Origin of the sequence: Pseudoalteromonas sp. N1230-9, from assembly GCF_032716425.1 — a bacterium.
Taxonomy (GTDB): Bacteria; Pseudomonadota; Gammaproteobacteria; order Enterobacterales; family Alteromonadaceae; genus Pseudoalteromonas.
This window is the reverse complement of sequence record NZ_CP090419.1, coordinates 341,241-360,239: the sequence shown is the minus strand read 5'-3', so window position 1 is coordinate 360,239 and position 18,999 is coordinate 341,241. Positions and strand designations below refer to the sequence as shown.

Here is an 18,999-nt window from a genome sequence, read left to right as displayed (position 1 = left end):
ATTAAACGTCCAGCCTTAAATGTCTAACTAGGTCAAGGTACGAAACGTTAATCAAATCAACCTGTATATGAGTAACTTGCTGTTGTTCATTTTCAAAAAACAGCGCTAACTTATTAGGTAAAAGCCTGTTGTTAGGGAGGTTATGTTCTGTATACCAACGCCTTTTAACACGCGTTTCTCCAATTGATAGCTCAGCACTATCAAGGTTGCCAGCAACGGCATTTTGTAAGGTTTCCCAGCCGTAAAACTGAAAATTTATCTTCGCAATGTCGTTTACTAAGATATGTTGGTACTGCCAATTTTCTTCTATTGGGTAGTTTAACAACAGTGTGTTGTTTAAAGGCATTTCACTATAAAGTAAGCTTTGTAGTCCGTTATCTTGGTCAATTGCTTTAATATTAATAAGTGCAGTTTCATTCGAAAATAAGCCTGTGTTGGTGACAAGTGTGATTTCAGTTTGCTGGCCTGCAAATAATATTGAAAATTGCTCTTTTTGATCGCGAACAATATATACACTTGCCGCTTCTAATGTTCTTATAATTGCCTCTGTACCGAGTGCACTTTGGTTAAGCTGCCAAAAATGGTCCGCTCGCTTTTGCCATTTGTCTGTATATAGGCTGTATGCAAAGTAACCTGTAAACATAACCATAGACAACAGCGCTGTGGCGATCATAAGCTCAATGAGTGAAAAGCCTTTTTGCTTTACCATGCAACCACCCTAAATTGAAAAGAGCGCCCAGACTTTGGTGCTTCTACTTCAACAACAAAGATAGGAAAACGAGCATCAGGCGGAAAGTCTTCATCGACTTCCATAGGCGGGGTTATCATTGTTTGTGTTGTTGCCTGCCATTCAAATTCGAAACCGAAAGCTTGTGTTACACCACTGTACTCTTTTTGTTTTGTGGTTTGATAACGCTCTCTAAGCTGCGACTTTATATTAGTTATAACAAGCTCAGCACTTTGATAATACTGAGCTGTGTTTGCTGCTTTTTCGGCAGATAAGCTGCTAGCACTGTAAAGTTGTGCTGTTATTGCCAGCGATGAGAATAATATAACCGCAGCTATGAGCACTTCAATTAAGGTGAAGCCTTGGTTAGTTTTCATAAGGGGTAAACATACTCTCGAGTTTGTATTCTTGAATTGTGTCTGCGCGCAGTATTTTATAACTATTTGGGGTCACTAATGAGTTAGTCGCAACTAGATAGTCGTTAGGTGAAAACACTAATTGCTCAAATTGCATGCTTGATACTTGCTGATTAACTGTAATCGTAATCTCACTGCCTTGCATACGAACATTAATAGGAAAACCAGAGTAGTAAGCTTGGTAACTAAGGCGTTTAAATAGTTGCCTCACTTTTTGCAATTCAACTTGGCGTGTTTGTTGATCAACCGCTTTGGTGACTAACCCGCCGGTCAAACCCATAACAATTGCCATGATTGCCATTACAACCATTAGCTCAATAAGTGAGAAGCCAGCGGCTTTTTTAGAATGGGACATCATTAATAGAGACCATACTCATTAACATTGTTATGACGATGCCACCTACAAAGCCCCCCATAAAAATAAGCATGATGGGCTCAAGCATAGTCGTCAGCTTTTTGATCACACTTTCAAGTTCGGCTTTACTGCGCTGTGCAACCTCAGAAAACACTCTAGGTAGTCGGCCTGTCTCTTCACCCACTTTAATAATAGATAAGAAAAAGTCAGGAAAAATACGTGTTTTCTCTAATACTTGGCTCAGTTGCTTACCCGTTTTTAACTGTTTTAACGCTAGTTTTGCATCGCGTTTCAGTTCTGGGTGTTTTAAGGTATTTGCAGTGAGCTCTAAGGTGGTATCTAGTTGTAGGCCAGCCTCTAGCATCATCGCCATAGATTGCGAAAAGCGAATACGTTCTGCTGTTAAAATTACGCTGCCAATGCCTGGTAAGCGCGAGATTTTTATGTAAAACCAGTTTTTTACCTCAGGCCGCTTTAAACCATATGACAATCCCATAATTGCGGCCACCACAGAGCCAATAATAATCACTTGGTAATCAACAAAAAAGTTACTCACATTGATGATCATTTGTGTGTACCAAGGCGCTTGGCTAAGGTCGGTAAAAATACCCGACATTTTTGGCACAATAAAGGTAAGCACAAAATAAACCGCCATAATACACACAAAAAAGATAACGCTTGGATACGTTAACGCGGTACTAATTTGTGTGCGAAGGTCTTTTTGAAACTTCAAATCGTTTGATAGGCGATTAAGCACCTCTGGTAAGTTACCCGAGGTTTCACCTATTTTCAGTAAGCTGATATATAAAGGTCCAAATAAATGCTCATGTTCTGAAAAGGCTTCGCTCAGTGACGAGCCTTTTTTTAAAGAAGCCGAGATTTGACTCAATAGTCGTGTTAATGCTGGGTGACCATTTGCTTTTTTAATGATATCGATACCGCGGTCAACACGTATGCCACTTTCTAGCAAAAGCGCCAACTCGCTAGTAAAAAACTCTAGCTGATCAAGGCTTACTTTTTGTGAAAATAAACCACTGATGCTTGAAGCACTTGCTATAGGCTTAATAGATAATGCATTTAAACCATCTGCGAGGAGTTTTTTTTGTGCCTCTGCTTGGCTGGCAGCATTGACGACACCTTGATGCCGCGCCCCTTGGTTATCAATGGCTTTATATTCAAATTCCATTAGCCTGCTACCCGCAATACTTCATCTATGGTGGTCACGCCAGTAACCACTTTATACAAACCATCTTGCATCAGGTTACGGCGCTTCAATTGCGCATTATGGGCTTGTGCTTTAGAAATAAATTGATCATTTTTAGGCAGTTGTTTGATTTCGTCATCGCATCGCAAATATTCGTTAATCGCAATTCGGCCTTTAAAGCCGGTGTGATTACAATGTTCGCAGCCAACAGCTTGCTTGATGTTTAATTCACTGATTGCGGCATTTTTAGCAACTTGTTCTAACGGATACTGGGCAAGTAATTCGCTTGTATCTTCTAAAGGTGTCGCACAGTGCTGACATAGGCGTCTAGCTAAACGCTGAGCAACAACAGACACCAGCGCCGCATTAAGTAAAAACTCTTCAACACCTAAATCGAGCAAACGGGTGTAAGCACTTGCTGCGTCATTGGTGTGCACGGTACTAAAAACTAAGTGCCCTGTTAATGCTGACTGCAAAGCGATACGAGCGGTTTCTGCGTCACGTATTTCACCGACCATGATAATGTCTGGATCTTGACGTACTATTGAACGTAAACCCGCAGCAAAGTTAAACCCTATATCGTTATTAACTTGTACTTGGTTTACGCCTTCTAGTTGGTACTCCACTGGGTCTTCAAGCGTGATAATTTTGACATCAGGGCGGTTAAGTTCATTTAAGAACGTGTAAAGGGTTGTTGTTTTACCTGAACCTGTGGGGCCCGTAAGCAAGATAACCCCTGTTGTTTTACGTAGGTCTTGCTGAATAAGATTTTGTGTGTCATTAGACAAACCAAGTACCGACATATCATAGCGAATTGAGTCTTTTAATAAGAAACGTAAAACAATACTTTCACCATCGTTGAGCGGTAAAGCAGAAACACGTATATCAAGCTCTTGGTTAGCGATACGCAGTTCTATTTTACCATCTTGAGGACGACGCTTTTCTGCGATATCCATGCCTGACAATATTTTTAGACGCGTTGTGATAGGTAACTGCATTTTAGGCGCAAGTTTATCTACTTCATGTAATACACCGTCTATTCGATAGCGCACACGAAAGCGCCCTTGATGCGGTTCAAGGTGCATATCTGACGCGCCTCTTGCCAGCGCTTTGGTGATCAATGAGTTTAACAGGTTTACTGTTGGTGCTTCTGAAGCAAGCTCTCTTAATCTGGCCTCTTCATCACCGGTGAGTTCATCATCCTCAATATTATTTTCTGAGGTACTTTGAATCTCGTAAAAAAAGGTTTGTAGCTGTGACTCAGTTGCAACGAGTATGTTGACATCGACATCATGCTGCTGAATAAACTGTGCCAGCGATAACGAAAGCGGGTCCTTACAGGCCAAAGTCCATACATCACCCGCCTCAAGTAATACGCAATCTAGTTCCTTGAGCGATTGAAGTAGTGTTACATCAACCCCTTCAGGAAGTTGCCAATTAGGATAGTCATCGACAGAAAACAGCGGATAGCCTAATAACTTACTGTACAAAGGGGCTAAATCATCTTCAGTTAAACAGCCCATATTAACTAAAATTTGCTCTAGCCTACCATCGTATCTACTTTGATATGACTTTGCTTTGTCTATGTCAGCGGCAGATACTTTAAATTGCTCAGCAAGTAATTGGCTAAGATCGATCATTTATGAATCACATCCTCGTTTTCACCTTCACCACCAGGTTGTCCATCTAGGCCATAACTCATAATGGTATAAGGTGCACCGCTTTCACCCGGTACTTTATAAATATATTCTTTGCCCCACGGGTCTAGCGGAATGTCTTTTGGGAGGTAAGGACCATCCCAACTTGCCGATTCGCTTCTACGTAATGCTTGTAATGTTGGTGGCACGGTGCCCATATCTAAACGATATGTGTCGATAGCTGTTTCAAACATCTGCATTTGTGCAACCGCAGTTTTAATTTTCGATGAGCTTACTTTTGAGAATAATTTAGGAGCAACCAAAGAACCTAATAGCCCAAGAATGATAAGCACTATCATTAGTTCCATTAAACTGAAACCTTTATTTTTTTTCATGAAAACTCCTTAAATTTAAATTTGCTTGAGTATATCAAGCAGGAAAATAGCTGTCGATATAACGAATTTTCAAGCATTAAAGCTGCTTTAAAATATCTTTCGCTTGCTTTTTATCTGAATAAGGTATCATTCCTGAATTGGCGGGATAGCCTACAGCAATGAACATCACAACTCGCTTGTACTGCGGTAAGTCAAGTAACTTAGCGACTCGTTTATCTAAAGTGATAAGTTCAGGCCAGTTGATAGGACAACTACTCAACCCTAAAGTTTCAAGTGCTAGCATAAACTGCATGGATGCAAGCGAGCCATCTATATATATCACATGCCGATCTCGCGAAAATGGATAATACGATAAATCTCCAACGACGGCGATCAAATGTGGAATATTGTCTGCGAACCCTGCCGTCCCACCTGGTAAGTTAGCCAGTTTATTAAGCAAAGGTTGTTCTGTAATAGAATAAAATTCGAAAGGCTGCCTATTACACGCGCTCGGCGCTTGCAGTGCAGCAGCGAGTGCTTTTTCAATTTTTTCTAGCTCAACTTGCTTTTGCTCAAACCAACGTACAGAGGTACGAAACTTGGTTAACGCTAAAAACTGCTCATAGCTAACTTGGTGTGGCTCTTTTTGTTGGTAAGCGTACGGCTTTTTCAAACCGCTATATACCGTAGATAGCTGCTGAAATACAGCATAATTTTTTGCGATAGTTGAATGCTGTTTATCTACAACAGAAAAATACTCGCTGAGAACATCCGTTGCCCATTGCAATTCTGACTGTTCCACATTTGATTGGGTTACTGCAAGTTGGTAAGCCGTTAATGTCTCTGTTAAATAATCGAGTGCAAATACACTACGCCTAGGCTGCATTATGAGCCCCTTTTCTAAGCGATGTATATTGCGTCTTAATAAGGCACTTGATTTACCATGCATGCCTTGTTGATTGCTATATGCAAGACGAGCTTTAAGTATTGCTTGGTGCTCGTAAAAAAAATCTCGTGAGAAAAAAGTAAAATACAAGCCAGACAGTACTGGTGATTTACTGCATAAAGGTAATAGAGCAACTTGAAGTTGCTCTATTACACGTTTAAGTAATTTGATTACATAAGCTTTCATCAAATAGTCTAGTTACCTAATGAGCTAATTGCGGCAACCGCTACACCCATTTGATACATAATTTGTGTTGCTGAACTCCAAAGAGTTAAGTTATCAATGTAATCGGTATCAAGAGGTACAACAATTGTATCCCCAGGTGATAGCTCAAATTCGTTATTAACCGCAAACCAAGAACCTCGGTTTGGTACTTCTACTAGGCCACTGGCTTTTATAATGTAGATGCGGTCTTCATCAGCACGCGGTTTTAATCCACCACTGCGTGTTAGATAGTCATCTAAGCTCAGTTCATTTTGATATAAATGCGAACCTGAGAAGTTTACTTCACCCACAACATCAACACTGTTACGTTTTGAAGGAACATACAACACATCACTGTCTTCAACTTGTAAATCACGTTTACCGCTGGCAATGGCTGGTAAATCGATAACCAGTCGGCCAACCGCTTTCACTTTAGCTAAGTCTTTAATCAAGCTGTCCATATCTTGATAAGAAAGTGATGCATCAGTAATTGAGTTGTTGAAACTTTTAGACGCAATATCACGACGTAGGTCTTCTGATATTTTATTTAATTGCTGCTGTTGTTGTAGTCTGATTGCTTCACGGGTAAATACCGCCCCTTCAGGGAAAGAAAAATCAGTAAAGCCACCGGCACGTTTGATTACGCTCGATAAGCTTTCACCTTTTGCAATGCTGTAAATCCCTGGGAATTTAACTTCGCCAAGAATATTAATTTTTCTGTCTTGCTGCCAATTAGGAATTGGGTAAACATTGATTGTATCTTTACTTTCTAAAGCAAAATGCTCTGTGCCTTGTTTTGTATTTAAGGTCGATAAATCAATACTAATATGCTGTAAGTCTGAGCTTTCTGCGAATCGCGTTACCTCAGCATTTTGTAAAAAAGCAGACTCTTTTAAGCCACCAGCAGCTGCAATCGCATCATGTACGTCCGCATTAACAGGCATCGGATACACGCCTTCGTAAAATACTTCACCACGCACACCAATAATCTGCAAGCCACTGTCTTTAGTTGCTTGCTGATTTAACTTGGCTAAAATTGGTTTTAGTAATTTCTTACGGCTAAATACAGCATACTCATCATCTTCTAATTCATCTTTGTTTGTGAGCATTTCTGTAATTGATAAAACTTCTTCCTCTTCTTCTTCAGCGACACTAAGTGCTAATTCTTTATCGAATGACGAGCCTAAGTCGATGAACTCATAAAACTTACGCTCTTCATATTCATCCCATAATCTGATTTTTTCTTGCTGCTTTAACTGCTCTTTAGTAAGTGCCATTGTGTTTAAAGCATTTTCTTCACTTTCAATTGATTGAAAACGGCTAAATACCACAACGATATCACGCGGCTTAAGCTCTAAATCTTGCTTACCATTTACTGCATCTAAAAGAGAAAACTGATGGACTTCAATATCACCACGAACATTAATTTCACGTACAATGAGTGAGTAATCGTAATCAGCAATTGGCAGTAAATCAGATTTAAGCGAGTTAAATAACTGGCTAACCGTTTTACCTTCATGCCATGAATAGTTACCAGGATGAGAAACTGCACCAATTAGAGTCACCGCATCGTCTAGCTCTTGGCTTGATGAAGGCACTTTTACCGTGTCACCATTTTTTGGTGTATAGGCGTTTTTGTCGAATAGATTTAATTGCAATACAGTTTTTGAGCTATGACCTGTATAACGTTCTACCACTGATTTTTGAGGGAACGCAGCGGCACTAAAACCACCTGCCATGGCAATAAGATCTTGACTAGACTCGCCTTCTTTTAATTCAAAAATAGCAGGACGACGTACTTCACCATCAACCGTTACTTGCATACCTACAGGCGGAATAAATACCACATCGCCAGGCTTTAAGATGACATCGTTACTGCTATCACCTTTAATAAGTAGGTTGTATAAGTCAAGAGTAGTGACCGTTTTGCCTGCTCTTTTTAGCTGTATATTACGTAACGAACCAATTTCTGAAATACCACCACTAACAAACAGAGCGTGGGTAATCGAAGCAAGTGAAGGAACCGTGTAAGCGCCTGGTTTATAAGATTCACCTAACACCATGATTCGAATCGAACGTGTTTTACCCATTGATACAAATGCTTCTGCACCAATCATTTCTTGCTGAACTTTTGCTTTAATTAACTGAACTACATCAGCATACTGCATACCTGCGACAGTCACAGGCTTAAGCGAACCAACCGTTAAGCGCCCTTCACGGTCAATCGTTGCCTCTTCTGTTGATGCTTCTTTACCAAATAGGTTAACCGTTAATGTGTCACCAGAGCCTACAATATAGGTGTCTGGTACCAGCGCGCTCTCTGTTGGCGCAAATGTTGTAGGTTCACCTGAAAACAACTCATAACCAAAAGGCTTAAGTTCATCAGGTTGAGGTTTGAATTTTTCTTCATCCGTGAGTTCTTCTTTATTATCTTTTTTCTCACCGAATAAATCTCTTGGCATCACTGAGCTGTTATTCTCATCGTCAAGCGATTCGCCATCCTTATTGGTAGAATCCAGCATGCTTATATCCAAGCCATATTTCTTTGCTATAGCTTCTTGCTGTGATTTAGGTAGCTTTTTAAATTGTTCAATTTGCTGCTTGGTCGGAGTGACGGAGTGCGCTTCTGTTATAAATAAAAGCGATATAAAAAGAGCGATTACAAGCCTAAAAAACTTCACAAAGTTTCCCTTCTAAGAAAATAAAGATTAACCGCCGCATACTACATCATTTTTTAAGCAAAAAAAATGGGTAAACAAGTTTACCCATTCAATCTTAAATTAAAGCGCTTAGAAACTATAAACTAACGTTAATGATGTTTCTGTGTCGGTATTTTCTTTGTCGTCTGCTACATCTGAGTTATGGGTGATGTTATACGCCACTTTCATTTGTAGAGAGCCGTTGATTTTCGCCAAAATAGCTGATTCAGAGCGTGTTTTGGTATTTGTATCACCGTATTCCACAGATACAAGCTGAGTAAAACGTGCGCTTTCTGAAATTTGCCAGTTGTAATCAACTTTACCTAACGCAATGACTTCACCTTCGCGCTCACCGGCAAGTGAATTACCGTTGTCATCCATTTCAGTGCTGTCATCAGGGTATTGGAAGTATTTATAACCTGGACCAATTTCAGCGTTCAGCCACATGTCTGAACGGTCGATTAAACGTAAACCGTAACCTGCTGAGATAACTGTTTCGTTACGATATGCACCAAAATAATCAGATACGTGCGAGCCGTAGATGAATAAGTGTGAGTGCTTTTCGTTTAATTTATAGTTACCTTGCGCAGAGAATGAGTACTTTTCATTAGTACGCTGCGTTTCTTTTTCGCCCGCATCATTCTCAACTTCATCTTCTTTATAAAGACCGTCAAGTTTATATTCGTTATTCCAGCTTTCAAGATTGTGTAATACCTTAATACCGCCTTTCAATGTGGTTGTTTCAGTATTACCGCTAGTGATAATTGCACCCAATTCGCTGGTTACATCCCACGTTTTCGTTTCGTCTGCTGCGAATGCGCTAGTTGCAGCTGATGCTGCAACTAGAATTGATAAAGCTTTTAATTTCATTAAAAAATAACCTTTACTGCTTTTTATTTGACGCTTGCGTCTTCTTTATGCAAATGAACATCCATTTGCGGGAATGGGATAGTGATGTCTGCATCATCTAATGCGATCTTAATGTTTTCTACTAGATCAAAGTACGTTGGCCAGTAATCAGACGAGTTGACCCACGGACGCACAACAAAGTTAACACTTGAATCAGCAAGTTCAGACACAGCAACTGTATAAGCAGGGTCTTTAAGTAAACGCTCTTCTTTATCAAGCACTGATTTTAGCACTGCTTTTGCTTCTTTTAGATCTGCATCATAGCCAACACCAATCACTAGATCGATACGACGTGTTGATTCGCGTGAGTAGTTAATAATAGCATCGCCCATGATTTTTGAGTTTGGCATGATAATCACTTTGTTATCAGGCGTGCGTAACTCTGTAGAGAAGATCTCAATCTTTTTAACTGTACCTGCTTTGCCACCAGCCTCAACGTAGTCACCTGATTTGAAAGGACGAAGTAAGATGATCAGTACACCTGATGCGAAGTTAGATAATGAACCTTGCAGTGCTAAGCCGACCGCTAAACCAGCCGCACCTAAAATAGCGATGAATGATGTTGTTTCAATACCTAATTGCGAAAGTGCCATTAGGATTGTTGCAGCAAATACGATCGCATACACAATGCTTGCTACAAATGAACCTACCGCTTTATCCACTTTTTTCTTGTCGAAAGCTTTTTCAGTTAACCCTTCACAAAACTTTGCGATACGGCCACCGATAAGGAAAATAATTAGCGCCAACACACCTTGAATGGCGTAATGTATGATTAAACCTGAATTCTCATTGATCCAGTTCATTATAGTATCCATGTTCTCTCCTGAAGTTCATTTTTAGCATAACGCTGTACAAATTATATATGATCTTTGATTAAAAAATCATTAAATTACAGACAGATTAAAAAATGAGTGATTGCTCTATTGCAGAAGGCGAAAGTCTAATCCGCAAAACTGAACACCAACTGACTAAATAGCCATTTCTGAATTTTCTGAGCAAAGAAACTTTTTTATAGTTTTTTCTATTTAGGGCTTCACAAGGTGATATTAATTATGTAATATGCGCGCCACACCAATCGAGGTGTATCTCAGTGGCGGCTGTAGCTCAGTTGGTAGAGCCCCGGATTGTGATTCCGGTTGTCGTGGGTTCAAGCCCCATCAGTCGCCCCACTTTTTCCTCTATAAATATCCTTATTTATCAAATTAAATTTCACTTACTTTTTAAACTTCTTTGAAGTGCGCAGTGTCGACAAAATTCCCTATTTGAAAGTAGCGTTTTTGTAGCAATAAGATTAAAAGCTCTCCCCCTAAAAATAAGCTCTAAGCCCTAATAATAAATATAATGTCATTTTCAGGCTACTTACTAGATACTAAGTAGCCTTTTCGCTGCAGGTTAGTTTTGTTGAAGCTGTAATATCTAAAATGCACGTCTCATAAATAGCGTTTTAGAACAACGATACAGTAAACTCAACAGTGATTTAAAAGCTGCGCCTTGTGCACGATATTTATTAAAGTATTTTACTGACTCTAAATATTTATTTTGCAACACGCTTTGAGTACACAATTGGCCAAATATGTATTGTTTTCTTATTTTTACATTACGAGAATATTCAGGCTCAAGGTAACGCTCTAGTTTATCGAGAGACTCTATCATGCGTAAGTTATGCTTTTTTAATTTCACGGTATTATTTACTGTTTCAGAAGACCAAGAGTTCTGACTTTCACGTCTGTAGACACTCATTTTTTCATGTAGATAAACAATTCCATTAATTCCAGAGAAAGCCTCCAGGAAAAAGTCTCCGATTGGCGCATCATAAAAAAAGCTAGGTAAGTTATCCAAGACACTTTTTCTTATAAACATTGATGCTGTTGGGCAAAACTGTGAGTGTACTTTGTATATTTCAGCATAATCAATGATATGAGTAGCTTCTTTTCGTGTAGGAAACTGGTATGAAGAGTGTGGCTCCTCTTCAGAGTTTATAATGTATGCATTGTGTACACATAGGTTCAGATCGTTATGTTTTTTGAGTGCCAGAATCTGCCTCTGCAACTTACTACTATCCACCCAAAAATCATCCCCTTCACAAAGGGCAACATATTCTCCTTGCGCAATTGCTAACGAATGTTTGAAGGGCAAGTTAATGTTGATCGAAAACTGATTTACATCTTGTAGTATGAGTTTAATTATTGATGGGTATTTTTGCTGGTACTCTTGGATGATAGCCCGCGTGTTATCAGTAGAGAGATCATCGTGAATAATAATCTCAAACCGATACTCTGTAACTTGAGCTAGAAAACCTTCAATTGTATCGCGGATATAGCTTTCTTGATTAAATGTTGTGCAAATAATCGAAGTGAAAACTTGATCAGCATATAACCAGTGTTTAGTAACCTCTTCCTCGCAAGGTGCGACTAGTTTTTCGAACATAATTCATTTTCCAGCGTTTCACAATTTCTGCTGCGTTGCTTGATTTTTTTAGCGGGTTGCCCTGCATATACAAAACCAGCCTCAAGAGATTTATTGACCAAAGATAGAGAACCAACTGCAACGCACTCTTCAATTATCACACCTGGCAAAATAATGCTTCCAGCTCCAATTAAACTATGCTTTTTGATTGTAACCGGTGCATGACTAACATTGGTATATTGACTTGGAACCGTTGGGTTCGTCATATATTCGCCTGAATAGTCATCATTACTAGAGTATACTGAACACCTTGATGACAGACATGTATAGTCCTCCATCGTAATTCTTCCTGCACCTATTAATGATGTATAAACAGCAATATGCACGTACTTACCTATACTAATTCCCTCTTTTCCCGCTGATAAAACGCAGAAGTCGTCGATTCTACTGTTATCGCCAATTTCTATGTTTGCCGCATTGTAAATAGATGCTAATTTTGACAATTTGACATTCTTACCTACATGCTTGAATCCCAAAGCTTCTAATTCAATTTGTGTATAAAAAGCCATATTTTCTACAATCCTTTTTTTACATTTTCGATAACGGTTGCAATATCGTGTAGTTTTAAATGCGCATGTAAAGGCAAACACAAGATACTTTCTGATGCTTTTAAGCTATTGGACGTTCCATAATTGTGTTCATCTACAAAGATTCGGTCTAATGAAGGAGCAAAGTAATTGCGGCTTTGAATATTATTTTCTTCTAACGCTTGAGTCACTTTCTTTAGCTGTTTCTCACTGTCTAACAAGATTGGCATATAAGCACCATTAGCATTTGCTTCTGGGTGCCAAGTAGGTAACTTAACTACATCCTTTAAACCTTGCCTGTATGCATGAAATAACTCAGCTCTATGGTCAAGCACATCATCTATTTCTTCAAGGTTAACCAAACCAACAGCTGCTTGATACTCATTCATTTTTGCATTTATGCCAACATGGTTCGAATCACTTGGGTTAGATCCAAAATTAATGAGTCGCTCAGCTCTTTCATAGCTGTCTTTATCTTTAAAAATAACAGCTCCACCTTCAACCGTATGAAAAACTTTGGTTGCATGGAAACTCAATGTACTCGCATCCCCATACTTTAAAATTGATTGTTCATTGATTTTCACACCAAAAGCATGCGCGGCATCATAAATAATTTTGAAGTCTTTTTGTTCGCCAAGATCTTTTAATTTAAGAACATCACACGGGTTTCCATACACATGTGTAGCAACTAAAGTATCAGCTTTACAGCCTTGTTCGTAAGCAGCTTTAATTGCATCTGGGCAAATATTTAAACTACTTGAGTCAATATCCGCAAATGCCACTTCATCTTTCTGCCATTTAAAAGCGCTAACAGTAGCTACAAAGCTAAATGGTGTTGAGATTAGAGAGTGGCTGTTAAGTGCCCTACCTGCGATTTGAAGTGCTGACGTACCATTATTTGTCAGTAAAAGGTTTTCTACACATAAATAATCCTCTAACTTTTCAGTTAATTCTTTATGCATAGGCCCAAAATTAGTGAACCAACTATTATCATTTATTTTTTCGAGTAATTTTTGGAGCTTTTTTAAGTTAGGTTTAACAGGGTTGTTTAAGGCAATCATTTATAATGACTCCATATAGGGTTAATTTTTTAATGTGTTTTTTAAGGCAATAAGCAATGATCGCTGCATCAGAATTAGAATTAGAATATAGCTTCCTAGAGCAACACCTAACATAGTGATAATTTGAATAATATTGCTGCTGAAGTTCATACCAACGCTATATCCCAAAAAGGCCGAAAAAGCGGTAATAAGCGCAATCGGAAGTAAAGCTATCAGCTGCTTATAAGCCGTTAAGCTCGAAAGCTTACCTGTGTAATAAGTATTGATAAATAATGCCAAATAAGAGCTGACAACCATACCTATACACATTGCTTTAATACCCATAGGTACCGTCACGACAAGTATTAAGGTAATCGTTATCTTCTTAATTATTTCTAATTTTAAGAAGAGGTCAGAACGTCCCTTCACTTGTAACATGTTTAAATTAATAGCATGAATTGGATAAAGCACTAACGCCATTGTAATGATACTGACAAGCTCTGCGGTACCCTGCCATTCTTGCCCTAATAAGATCTCAATCAACGGCTTGGCAATAATGCATAAACCAAACATAACTGGGAATATGACTACTGCAGCAAATTGCAAAGTTAATAAGTACGATGCATCAAGTTTCTTCGTATCGTGCTGTATCGCACTTAACATAGGAAAAGTAACTTTTTGAATTACCCCTGTCAAAGTAACCGCAGGTAAACTAGACAGCCTATTCGCTTGATTGAATAAACCAAGCTGAACGGCTGTAAACTGCTTACCGATAATTAGACTATAAATATTATTGTAAATAGTATCTAACAGGCCAGATAAGAGTAGCTTTGAACCAAAACCAAATAGATTTTTAAAGGATTCTTTAGAAAACTTGCGCTTAGGCCTCCAAGGCACCAAAATATTTAGCATCAATACATTGATGATTGCTAATGCTAGTTGTTGAGCCACTAACGCCCACACACCATGATCAAAATAAGCCAAAGCCAATGCTAATAGACTGCTACAAGTAAGTGCAATGAAGTTGCACTTAGCTTGCGTTTTAAAGTTTAAGCTTACACTGAGTTTGACAATGGGAATTGCCGAAAAAGTATTAATCACGACAACGAGTGCAATAACTCTGGTTAGTGTAGTTAGCTCTGGTTGCTGATAGAATTGGGCAATATAAGGGGCGCAGAAAAATAGTAATAGGTAACAGCCTATGGATACACCAAGACTGAAATAGAAAGTAGTCGCAAAATCAGACTCATCTCTGTCTGTCTTTCGTATCAATGCAGCGTTGAACCCGCTATTAATAAACACATTAGCAACCGCAATAAATATCGTTAGCATGGCAATTAAGCCAAATACTGCCGGACCTAAGATATTAGCCAGAACTAAGCTTGTAGCTAAAGCTATTGCTTGTGTGCCTAAACTATCTAATGCACTCCAAATAAAACCACTTTTAATTTTTTTCTTGTCGTGCATGAACTTAATTACTGACTAATTGTACAAGGTACTTACCATACTCATTTTTTTTCATCGGCTCCGCCAGCGCAAGTATTTGTTCTGCCGTTAACCAGTTATTACGCCATGCGATTTCTTCTAAACAGGCAATTTTAAGCCCTTGGACATGTTGAATTGTCTGTACAAAATTAGAGGCTTCATGAAGACTTTCATGTGTTCCCGTATCGAGCCAAGCAAAGCCTCGACCTAATAGCTCGACATGCAGTGTACCTTCTTCTAAATACATCTGGTTAATACTGGTTATTTCTAACTCTCCTCGTAATGAGGGCTTTACTTTTTTAGCTTTCTCAACGACTGAATTATCGTAAAAATATAACCCTGTAACGGCAAAATTAGATTTCGGTTTAGCTGGTTTTTCTTCAATAGAAATAGCTTTTAAGTTCTCATCAAACTCAACGACTCCAAAACGTTCCGGATCCTTAACATGATAACCAAATACAGTGGCACCACTTTCACGGTGACTTGCACTTGCTAATGTTTTAGGGAAACCTTGACCATAAAAGATATTATCACCTAAAACCAAACACACAGAACTGTTACCAATGAACTCTTCACCGATAATGAATGCTTGGGCAAGCCCTTCAGGATTAGGCTGTACTGCATACTCTAGTTGAATACCAAAATCTGAGCCATCACCTAAAATCCGCTGAAAACTCTGAAGGTCTTCTGGCGTGGTTATAATTAAAATATCTTTAATTCCAGCCAACATTAAAGTAGATAATGGGTAATAAACCATAGGTTTATCATATAAAGGCAGTAATTGTTTGGAAACACCACGAGTTAAGGGATATAGGCGTGTGCCAGCCCCCCCAGCTAGAATAATCCCTTTCATATTATTGCTCCGTTTTGTTGAGATTTATTTCACCAAGGCGTTCTCGTTGGTAGGAACCATCTTGCACATTTTGACACCAGTCGAGGTTATTTAAGTACCACAGTACTGTTTTTCTAAGGCCCGTTTCGAATGTTTCAAGTGGCTTCCAATTAAGCTCTTTGCTCATTTTGGTTGAGTCTATAGCGTAACGTCTATCGTGACCTGGGCGGTCATTTACATGCTTTATAAGTGAAGAATATGTAGTTAATAATTCACCCTCTTTCGATTTCAGCTCTTTATGTTTAATTGGCGCTAACTCATCTAAAAGATCGCAAATCATTTTTACGACTTCTATATTCTGCATTTCATTATGCCCGCCAATATTGTAAGTTTCTCCGACTTTTCCTTCTGTCACCACTTTATATAAGGCACGGGCATGATCTTCTACATATAACCAATCACGGATCTGATCACCTTTGCCATAAATCGGCAGCTCTTTCCCCTCTAAAGCATTTAATATCACTAATGGAATAAGCTTTTCAGGAAAATGATAAGGACCGTAATTATTTGAACAATTGGTGACGATTGTTGGAAAGTTATAGGTACGAGCCCAAGCTCTTACTAAATGATCACTCGATGCTTTACTTGCAGAGTATGGGCTACTTGGTGCATAAGCTGTTTGCTCTGTAAATAATGGCAAACTCTGAGGTTGCTGCTCATTTTCTTCCAGAGCAAGGTCTGCTGGGTGTGGCAGATCACCATACACTTCATCTGTCGAAATATGATGAAATCTAAATTTTTCTTTAACATTACCTTCTAATGTATTCCAGTACTGACGAGCAGCTTCAAGTAAATTATAGGTGCCGATTATATTTGTTTGAATAAACTCTGCAGGGCCTGTAATTGAACGATCAACATGACTTTCCGCAGCCAAGTGCATCACAGCATCTGGTTGATATTGCCTAAAAATGCGATCAAGTTCTTCACGGTCACAGATATCTACCTGCTCAAAAGTATAACGCTCACTCGAATCAACCGATTTCAATGACTCTAAATTACCTGCATAAGTCAGTTTATCAACATTAATAGCGGAGTCTTTTGTGTTTTCAATGATATGGCGTATAACCGCAGAGCCTATAAAACCAGCTGCACCTGTTACTAAATATCTCATTTTAATCCTTTTAGGGGCTCTAGAGCTTACCCTGCTCTAAAGCTTTTACTTATAGCTACTTGATAAAGACTCTATTGCCTATACCATTTTGCTTATCTGCTGTATTTGCGAATATTACCATATTCGATGGCGTTTTAAATTCATCTAAATTTTTAATTAGGTAAAATGGCTGGGTATTCCTTAGCGTGTTAGCCAGCAAAGCATAATATCCACAAGTACTCATCTCAATGCGTTCCCCTGATTTCCATCCCTTCCATTCATTTAGTAAGCACCTTGTTTTTTTAATAAGCTTGGATAATGTTTGAGGAACAAAGACTTGATTTGATAAATAGCTATTTGGCTAAGTTGACTAAGCCGGAGATAATCTTGAAATTATTGGCCTTGGATCATAAAAATGAAGGGATAAAAACGAAAAAAGTCGTTAAAAAACAAGTAAAAGTATCTTATTTCCGTACAGCAGTTTTACATCAATTTTCGTACCACTTAGCTTTGACAAAAAAATGCCACCTTTCGGTGGCATTACACACGGGATTATTTCTATTTACTAGAAATGCTTTTCACAGCTCAAGGTTAGTGTTTGTATAACTTAACCTTAAGCTTATTATTACTTCCAACTTTTCATTTTATGCCCTTTTAAAGCATAGAAAAGGATAAATAAATAACAAGGCAACATCACAATATAGGCTGCCTGTTGGGCATCAGCGCTTTTAACTCCGCCACTTGCCAAACCCCAAAATAACGGGCCAAATGCACCACCGGCTATGCCCATCACAAGTAAGCCCGAGCCTACACTCGTTAGTTTGCCTAAACCTGATAATGCTAACGGCCACACTGCTGGCCAAACAATCGCATTAGCAAAGCCTAGCACAGCGATGAGTAATAAGGTATCAGGAAGTACCGATTTTAGGCCTAGTAATGTTGAAATAAAAACAGACTCATTGCTTACTGTAACAATTGCTATTGTGAGCGCACAACCCAAAATCGCAGAAATTGTTAGTGCAACTTGCTGCGACAATATGCGTGGAATTAATAAAATTCCTAAAAAGTAACCCAATACCATACAGCCCATGGTGTATGAAGTCATAACACTATACTTTTCAACACCTAATGAAAGTGCGAAGCTGCCAATTGTATCGCCAGCAATTACTTCAACAGCTACATAAACGAATAATGCAACAATCCCTAACGCAAGGCTTGGGTGGCTCAGCGCCTCTTTTACTTGCCCTGGTTTTTGCTCATCAGCATCGTCGATTAGCTCTGGTAATGGCATTTTAGTGACGGCAAATCCAAGTACACCAATAAAAATCGCCATTCCTAAATAAGGGAGTATTAAACCATTTGCCATGGCATCGATATCAGACTGGGTTAATTCTTTACCAACAAACCCCGTAAAGTCACTTAAAATCAGCGCGGTAAAAACAATCGGTGCAATAACCCCAGCCCCTTTGTTGAGTATCCCCATGACACTCACGCGTGCTGCCGCGGACTCTTCTGGTCCAATTCTCACTACGTATGGATTAACAGCTGTTTGTAGCAAAGTTTGACCCGCGCCCATAACAAGTTGAGCAAATAAAAACAGTGCAAACACTTGCGTTTTAGCCGCAGGAATAAACAATAGCCCTGCTACCATCATGGTTGCCATTCCCAGCGCCATGCCATTTTTATAGCCCACTTTTCGAATGATCATCGCCGATGGGATCGCTGTAAATGTAACTGCAATATAAAATGAGAAAATTATCAGTGATGCCTGAAACGGTGAAAGCTGTAAAATTTGTTGTAAAAACGGCATTAACGAGCCATTTAACCATGTGGCAAAGCCTAAAATAAAAAACAGTGTCGCAACTATTGCCATTGGCACTAAGCTGCTTTGTTTATTCGTTTCTGACATAACGTTTCCCAATCACAGCATGCATTGGCCCTGCAATGCTGCTCATTTAGATTAATTATATAAATTTGATATTAAATATTTATAACACTATCGCAACAAAAATGACAGCGCTGACATAT

17 protein-coding genes and 1 tRNA gene are annotated in these 18,999 nt (G+C 38.9%); 1 reads left to right on the top strand and 17 read right to left on the bottom strand.

Annotation, left to right across the window (positions count from 1 at the left end):
- Position 1: 1 nt before the first annotated feature.
- The 10 genes from LY624_RS01745 to LY624_RS01700 all read right to left on the bottom strand — a co-directional run bounded on the left by LY624_RS01745 (position 2) and on the right by LY624_RS01700 (position 10,286).
- A complete protein-coding gene (locus tag LY624_RS01745) occupies positions 2-709 on the bottom strand; it encodes a prepilin-type N-terminal cleavage/methylation domain-containing protein (protein ID WP_130151610.1) in 708 nt (235 codons plus the stop codon).
- Positions 703-1,104 (bottom strand): PilW family protein, encoded by a 402-nt coding sequence (locus LY624_RS01740; protein WP_130151609.1) that lies wholly within the window; start codon positions 1,102-1,104, stop codon positions 703-705. Before LY624_RS01740 ends, LY624_RS01745 begins: the two co-directional genes overlap by 7 nt.
- Positions 1,094-1,501, bottom strand: coding sequence for a type II secretion system protein (locus LY624_RS01735; protein WP_237119800.1), 408 nt, complete (start codon positions 1,499-1,501; stop codon positions 1,094-1,096). The genes LY624_RS01740 and LY624_RS01735 overlap by 11 nt, the downstream gene beginning before the upstream one ends.
- On the bottom strand, positions 1,485-2,684 hold the full coding sequence (locus LY624_RS01730; RefSeq protein WP_237119801.1) for a type II secretion system F family protein: 1,200 nt from the start codon (positions 2,682-2,684) through the stop codon (positions 1,485-1,487). Before LY624_RS01730 ends, LY624_RS01735 begins: the two co-directional genes overlap by 17 nt.
- Positions 2,684-4,342 (bottom strand): GspE/PulE family protein, encoded by a 1,659-nt coding sequence (locus LY624_RS01725; RefSeq protein ID WP_130151606.1) that lies wholly within the window; start codon positions 4,340-4,342, stop codon positions 2,684-2,686. The genes LY624_RS01730 and LY624_RS01725 overlap by 1 nt, the downstream gene beginning before the upstream one ends.
- Positions 4,339-4,734 (bottom strand): type II secretion system major pseudopilin GspG, encoded by a 396-nt coding sequence (gene gspG / locus LY624_RS01720; RefSeq protein WP_341803725.1) that lies wholly within the window; start codon positions 4,732-4,734, stop codon positions 4,339-4,341. The genes LY624_RS01725 and gspG overlap by 4 nt, the downstream gene beginning before the upstream one ends.
- 76 nt (positions 4,735-4,810) lie before the next feature.
- Positions 4,811-5,845 carry a nitroreductase family protein gene (locus LY624_RS01715; RefSeq protein ID WP_341803724.1) on the bottom strand — a complete coding sequence of 345 codons (1,035 nt, stop codon included), beginning with the start codon at positions 5,843-5,845 and terminating at the stop codon, positions 4,811-4,813.
- An 8-nt stretch (positions 5,846-5,853) separates the two neighbouring features.
- Complete coding sequence (locus LY624_RS01710) at positions 5,854-8,544, bottom strand: SLBB domain-containing protein (RefSeq protein WP_341803723.1); 2,691 nt, start codon at positions 8,542-8,544, stop codon at positions 5,854-5,856.
- Positions 8,545-8,652: 108 nt separating this feature from the next.
- Positions 8,653-9,432 carry a DUF481 domain-containing protein gene (locus LY624_RS01705; protein ID WP_130151602.1) on the bottom strand — a complete coding sequence of 260 codons (780 nt, stop codon included), beginning with the start codon at positions 9,430-9,432 and terminating at the stop codon, positions 8,653-8,655.
- A gap of 23 nt (positions 9,433-9,455) precedes the next feature.
- Positions 9,456-10,286, bottom strand: a complete 831-nt coding sequence (locus LY624_RS01700) for a mechanosensitive ion channel family protein (RefSeq protein ID WP_062567247.1) — start codon at positions 10,284-10,286, stop codon at positions 9,456-9,458.
- A 278-nt stretch (positions 10,287-10,564) separates the two neighbouring features.
- Here LY624_RS01700 and LY624_RS01695 point away from each other — a divergent pair.
- Positions 10,565-10,640: transfer RNA gene (locus tag LY624_RS01695), tRNA-His, on the top strand.
- A 247-nt stretch (positions 10,641-10,887) separates the two neighbouring features.
- Here the strand turns inward: LY624_RS01695 and LY624_RS01690 are convergent.
- The 7 genes from LY624_RS01690 to nagP all read right to left on the bottom strand — a co-directional run bounded on the left by LY624_RS01690 (position 10,888) and on the right by nagP (position 18,880).
- Positions 10,888-11,898 (bottom strand): glycosyltransferase, encoded by a 1,011-nt coding sequence (locus LY624_RS01690; RefSeq protein ID WP_341803722.1) that lies wholly within the window; start codon positions 11,896-11,898, stop codon positions 10,888-10,890.
- Complete coding sequence (locus tag LY624_RS01685) at positions 11,883-12,446, bottom strand: acyltransferase (RefSeq protein ID WP_193988202.1); 564 nt, start codon at positions 12,444-12,446, stop codon at positions 11,883-11,885. Before LY624_RS01685 ends, LY624_RS01690 begins: the two co-directional genes overlap by 16 nt.
- Positions 12,447-12,451: 5 nt before the next feature.
- On the bottom strand, positions 12,452-13,525 hold the full coding sequence (locus LY624_RS01680; RefSeq protein ID WP_130151599.1) for a DegT/DnrJ/EryC1/StrS aminotransferase family protein: 1,074 nt from the start codon (positions 13,523-13,525) through the stop codon (positions 12,452-12,454).
- A 21-nt stretch (positions 13,526-13,546) separates the two neighbouring features.
- Positions 13,547-14,971 carry a lipopolysaccharide biosynthesis protein gene (locus tag LY624_RS01675; protein ID WP_237119804.1) on the bottom strand — a complete coding sequence of 475 codons (1,425 nt, stop codon included), beginning with the start codon at positions 14,969-14,971 and terminating at the stop codon, positions 13,547-13,549.
- A 4-nt stretch (positions 14,972-14,975) separates the two neighbouring features.
- Entirely contained in the window at positions 14,976-15,842 is an 867-nt protein-coding gene (gene rfbA / locus LY624_RS01670) for a glucose-1-phosphate thymidylyltransferase RfbA (RefSeq protein WP_341803721.1), read from the bottom strand.
- 1 nt (position 15,843) lies between these two features.
- The gene (gene rfbB / locus LY624_RS01665) at positions 15,844-16,992 is read right to left on the bottom strand and encodes a dTDP-glucose 4,6-dehydratase (protein WP_130151596.1); all 1,149 of its coding nucleotides are present in this window, start codon (positions 16,990-16,992) and stop codon (positions 15,844-15,846) included.
- A 604-nt stretch (positions 16,993-17,596) separates the two neighbouring features.
- Positions 17,597-18,880 carry an N-acetylglucosamine MFS transporter NagP gene (gene nagP / locus LY624_RS01660; RefSeq protein ID WP_130151595.1) on the bottom strand — a complete coding sequence of 428 codons (1,284 nt, stop codon included), beginning with the start codon at positions 18,878-18,880 and terminating at the stop codon, positions 17,597-17,599.
- Positions 18,881-18,999 lie beyond the last annotated feature (119 nt).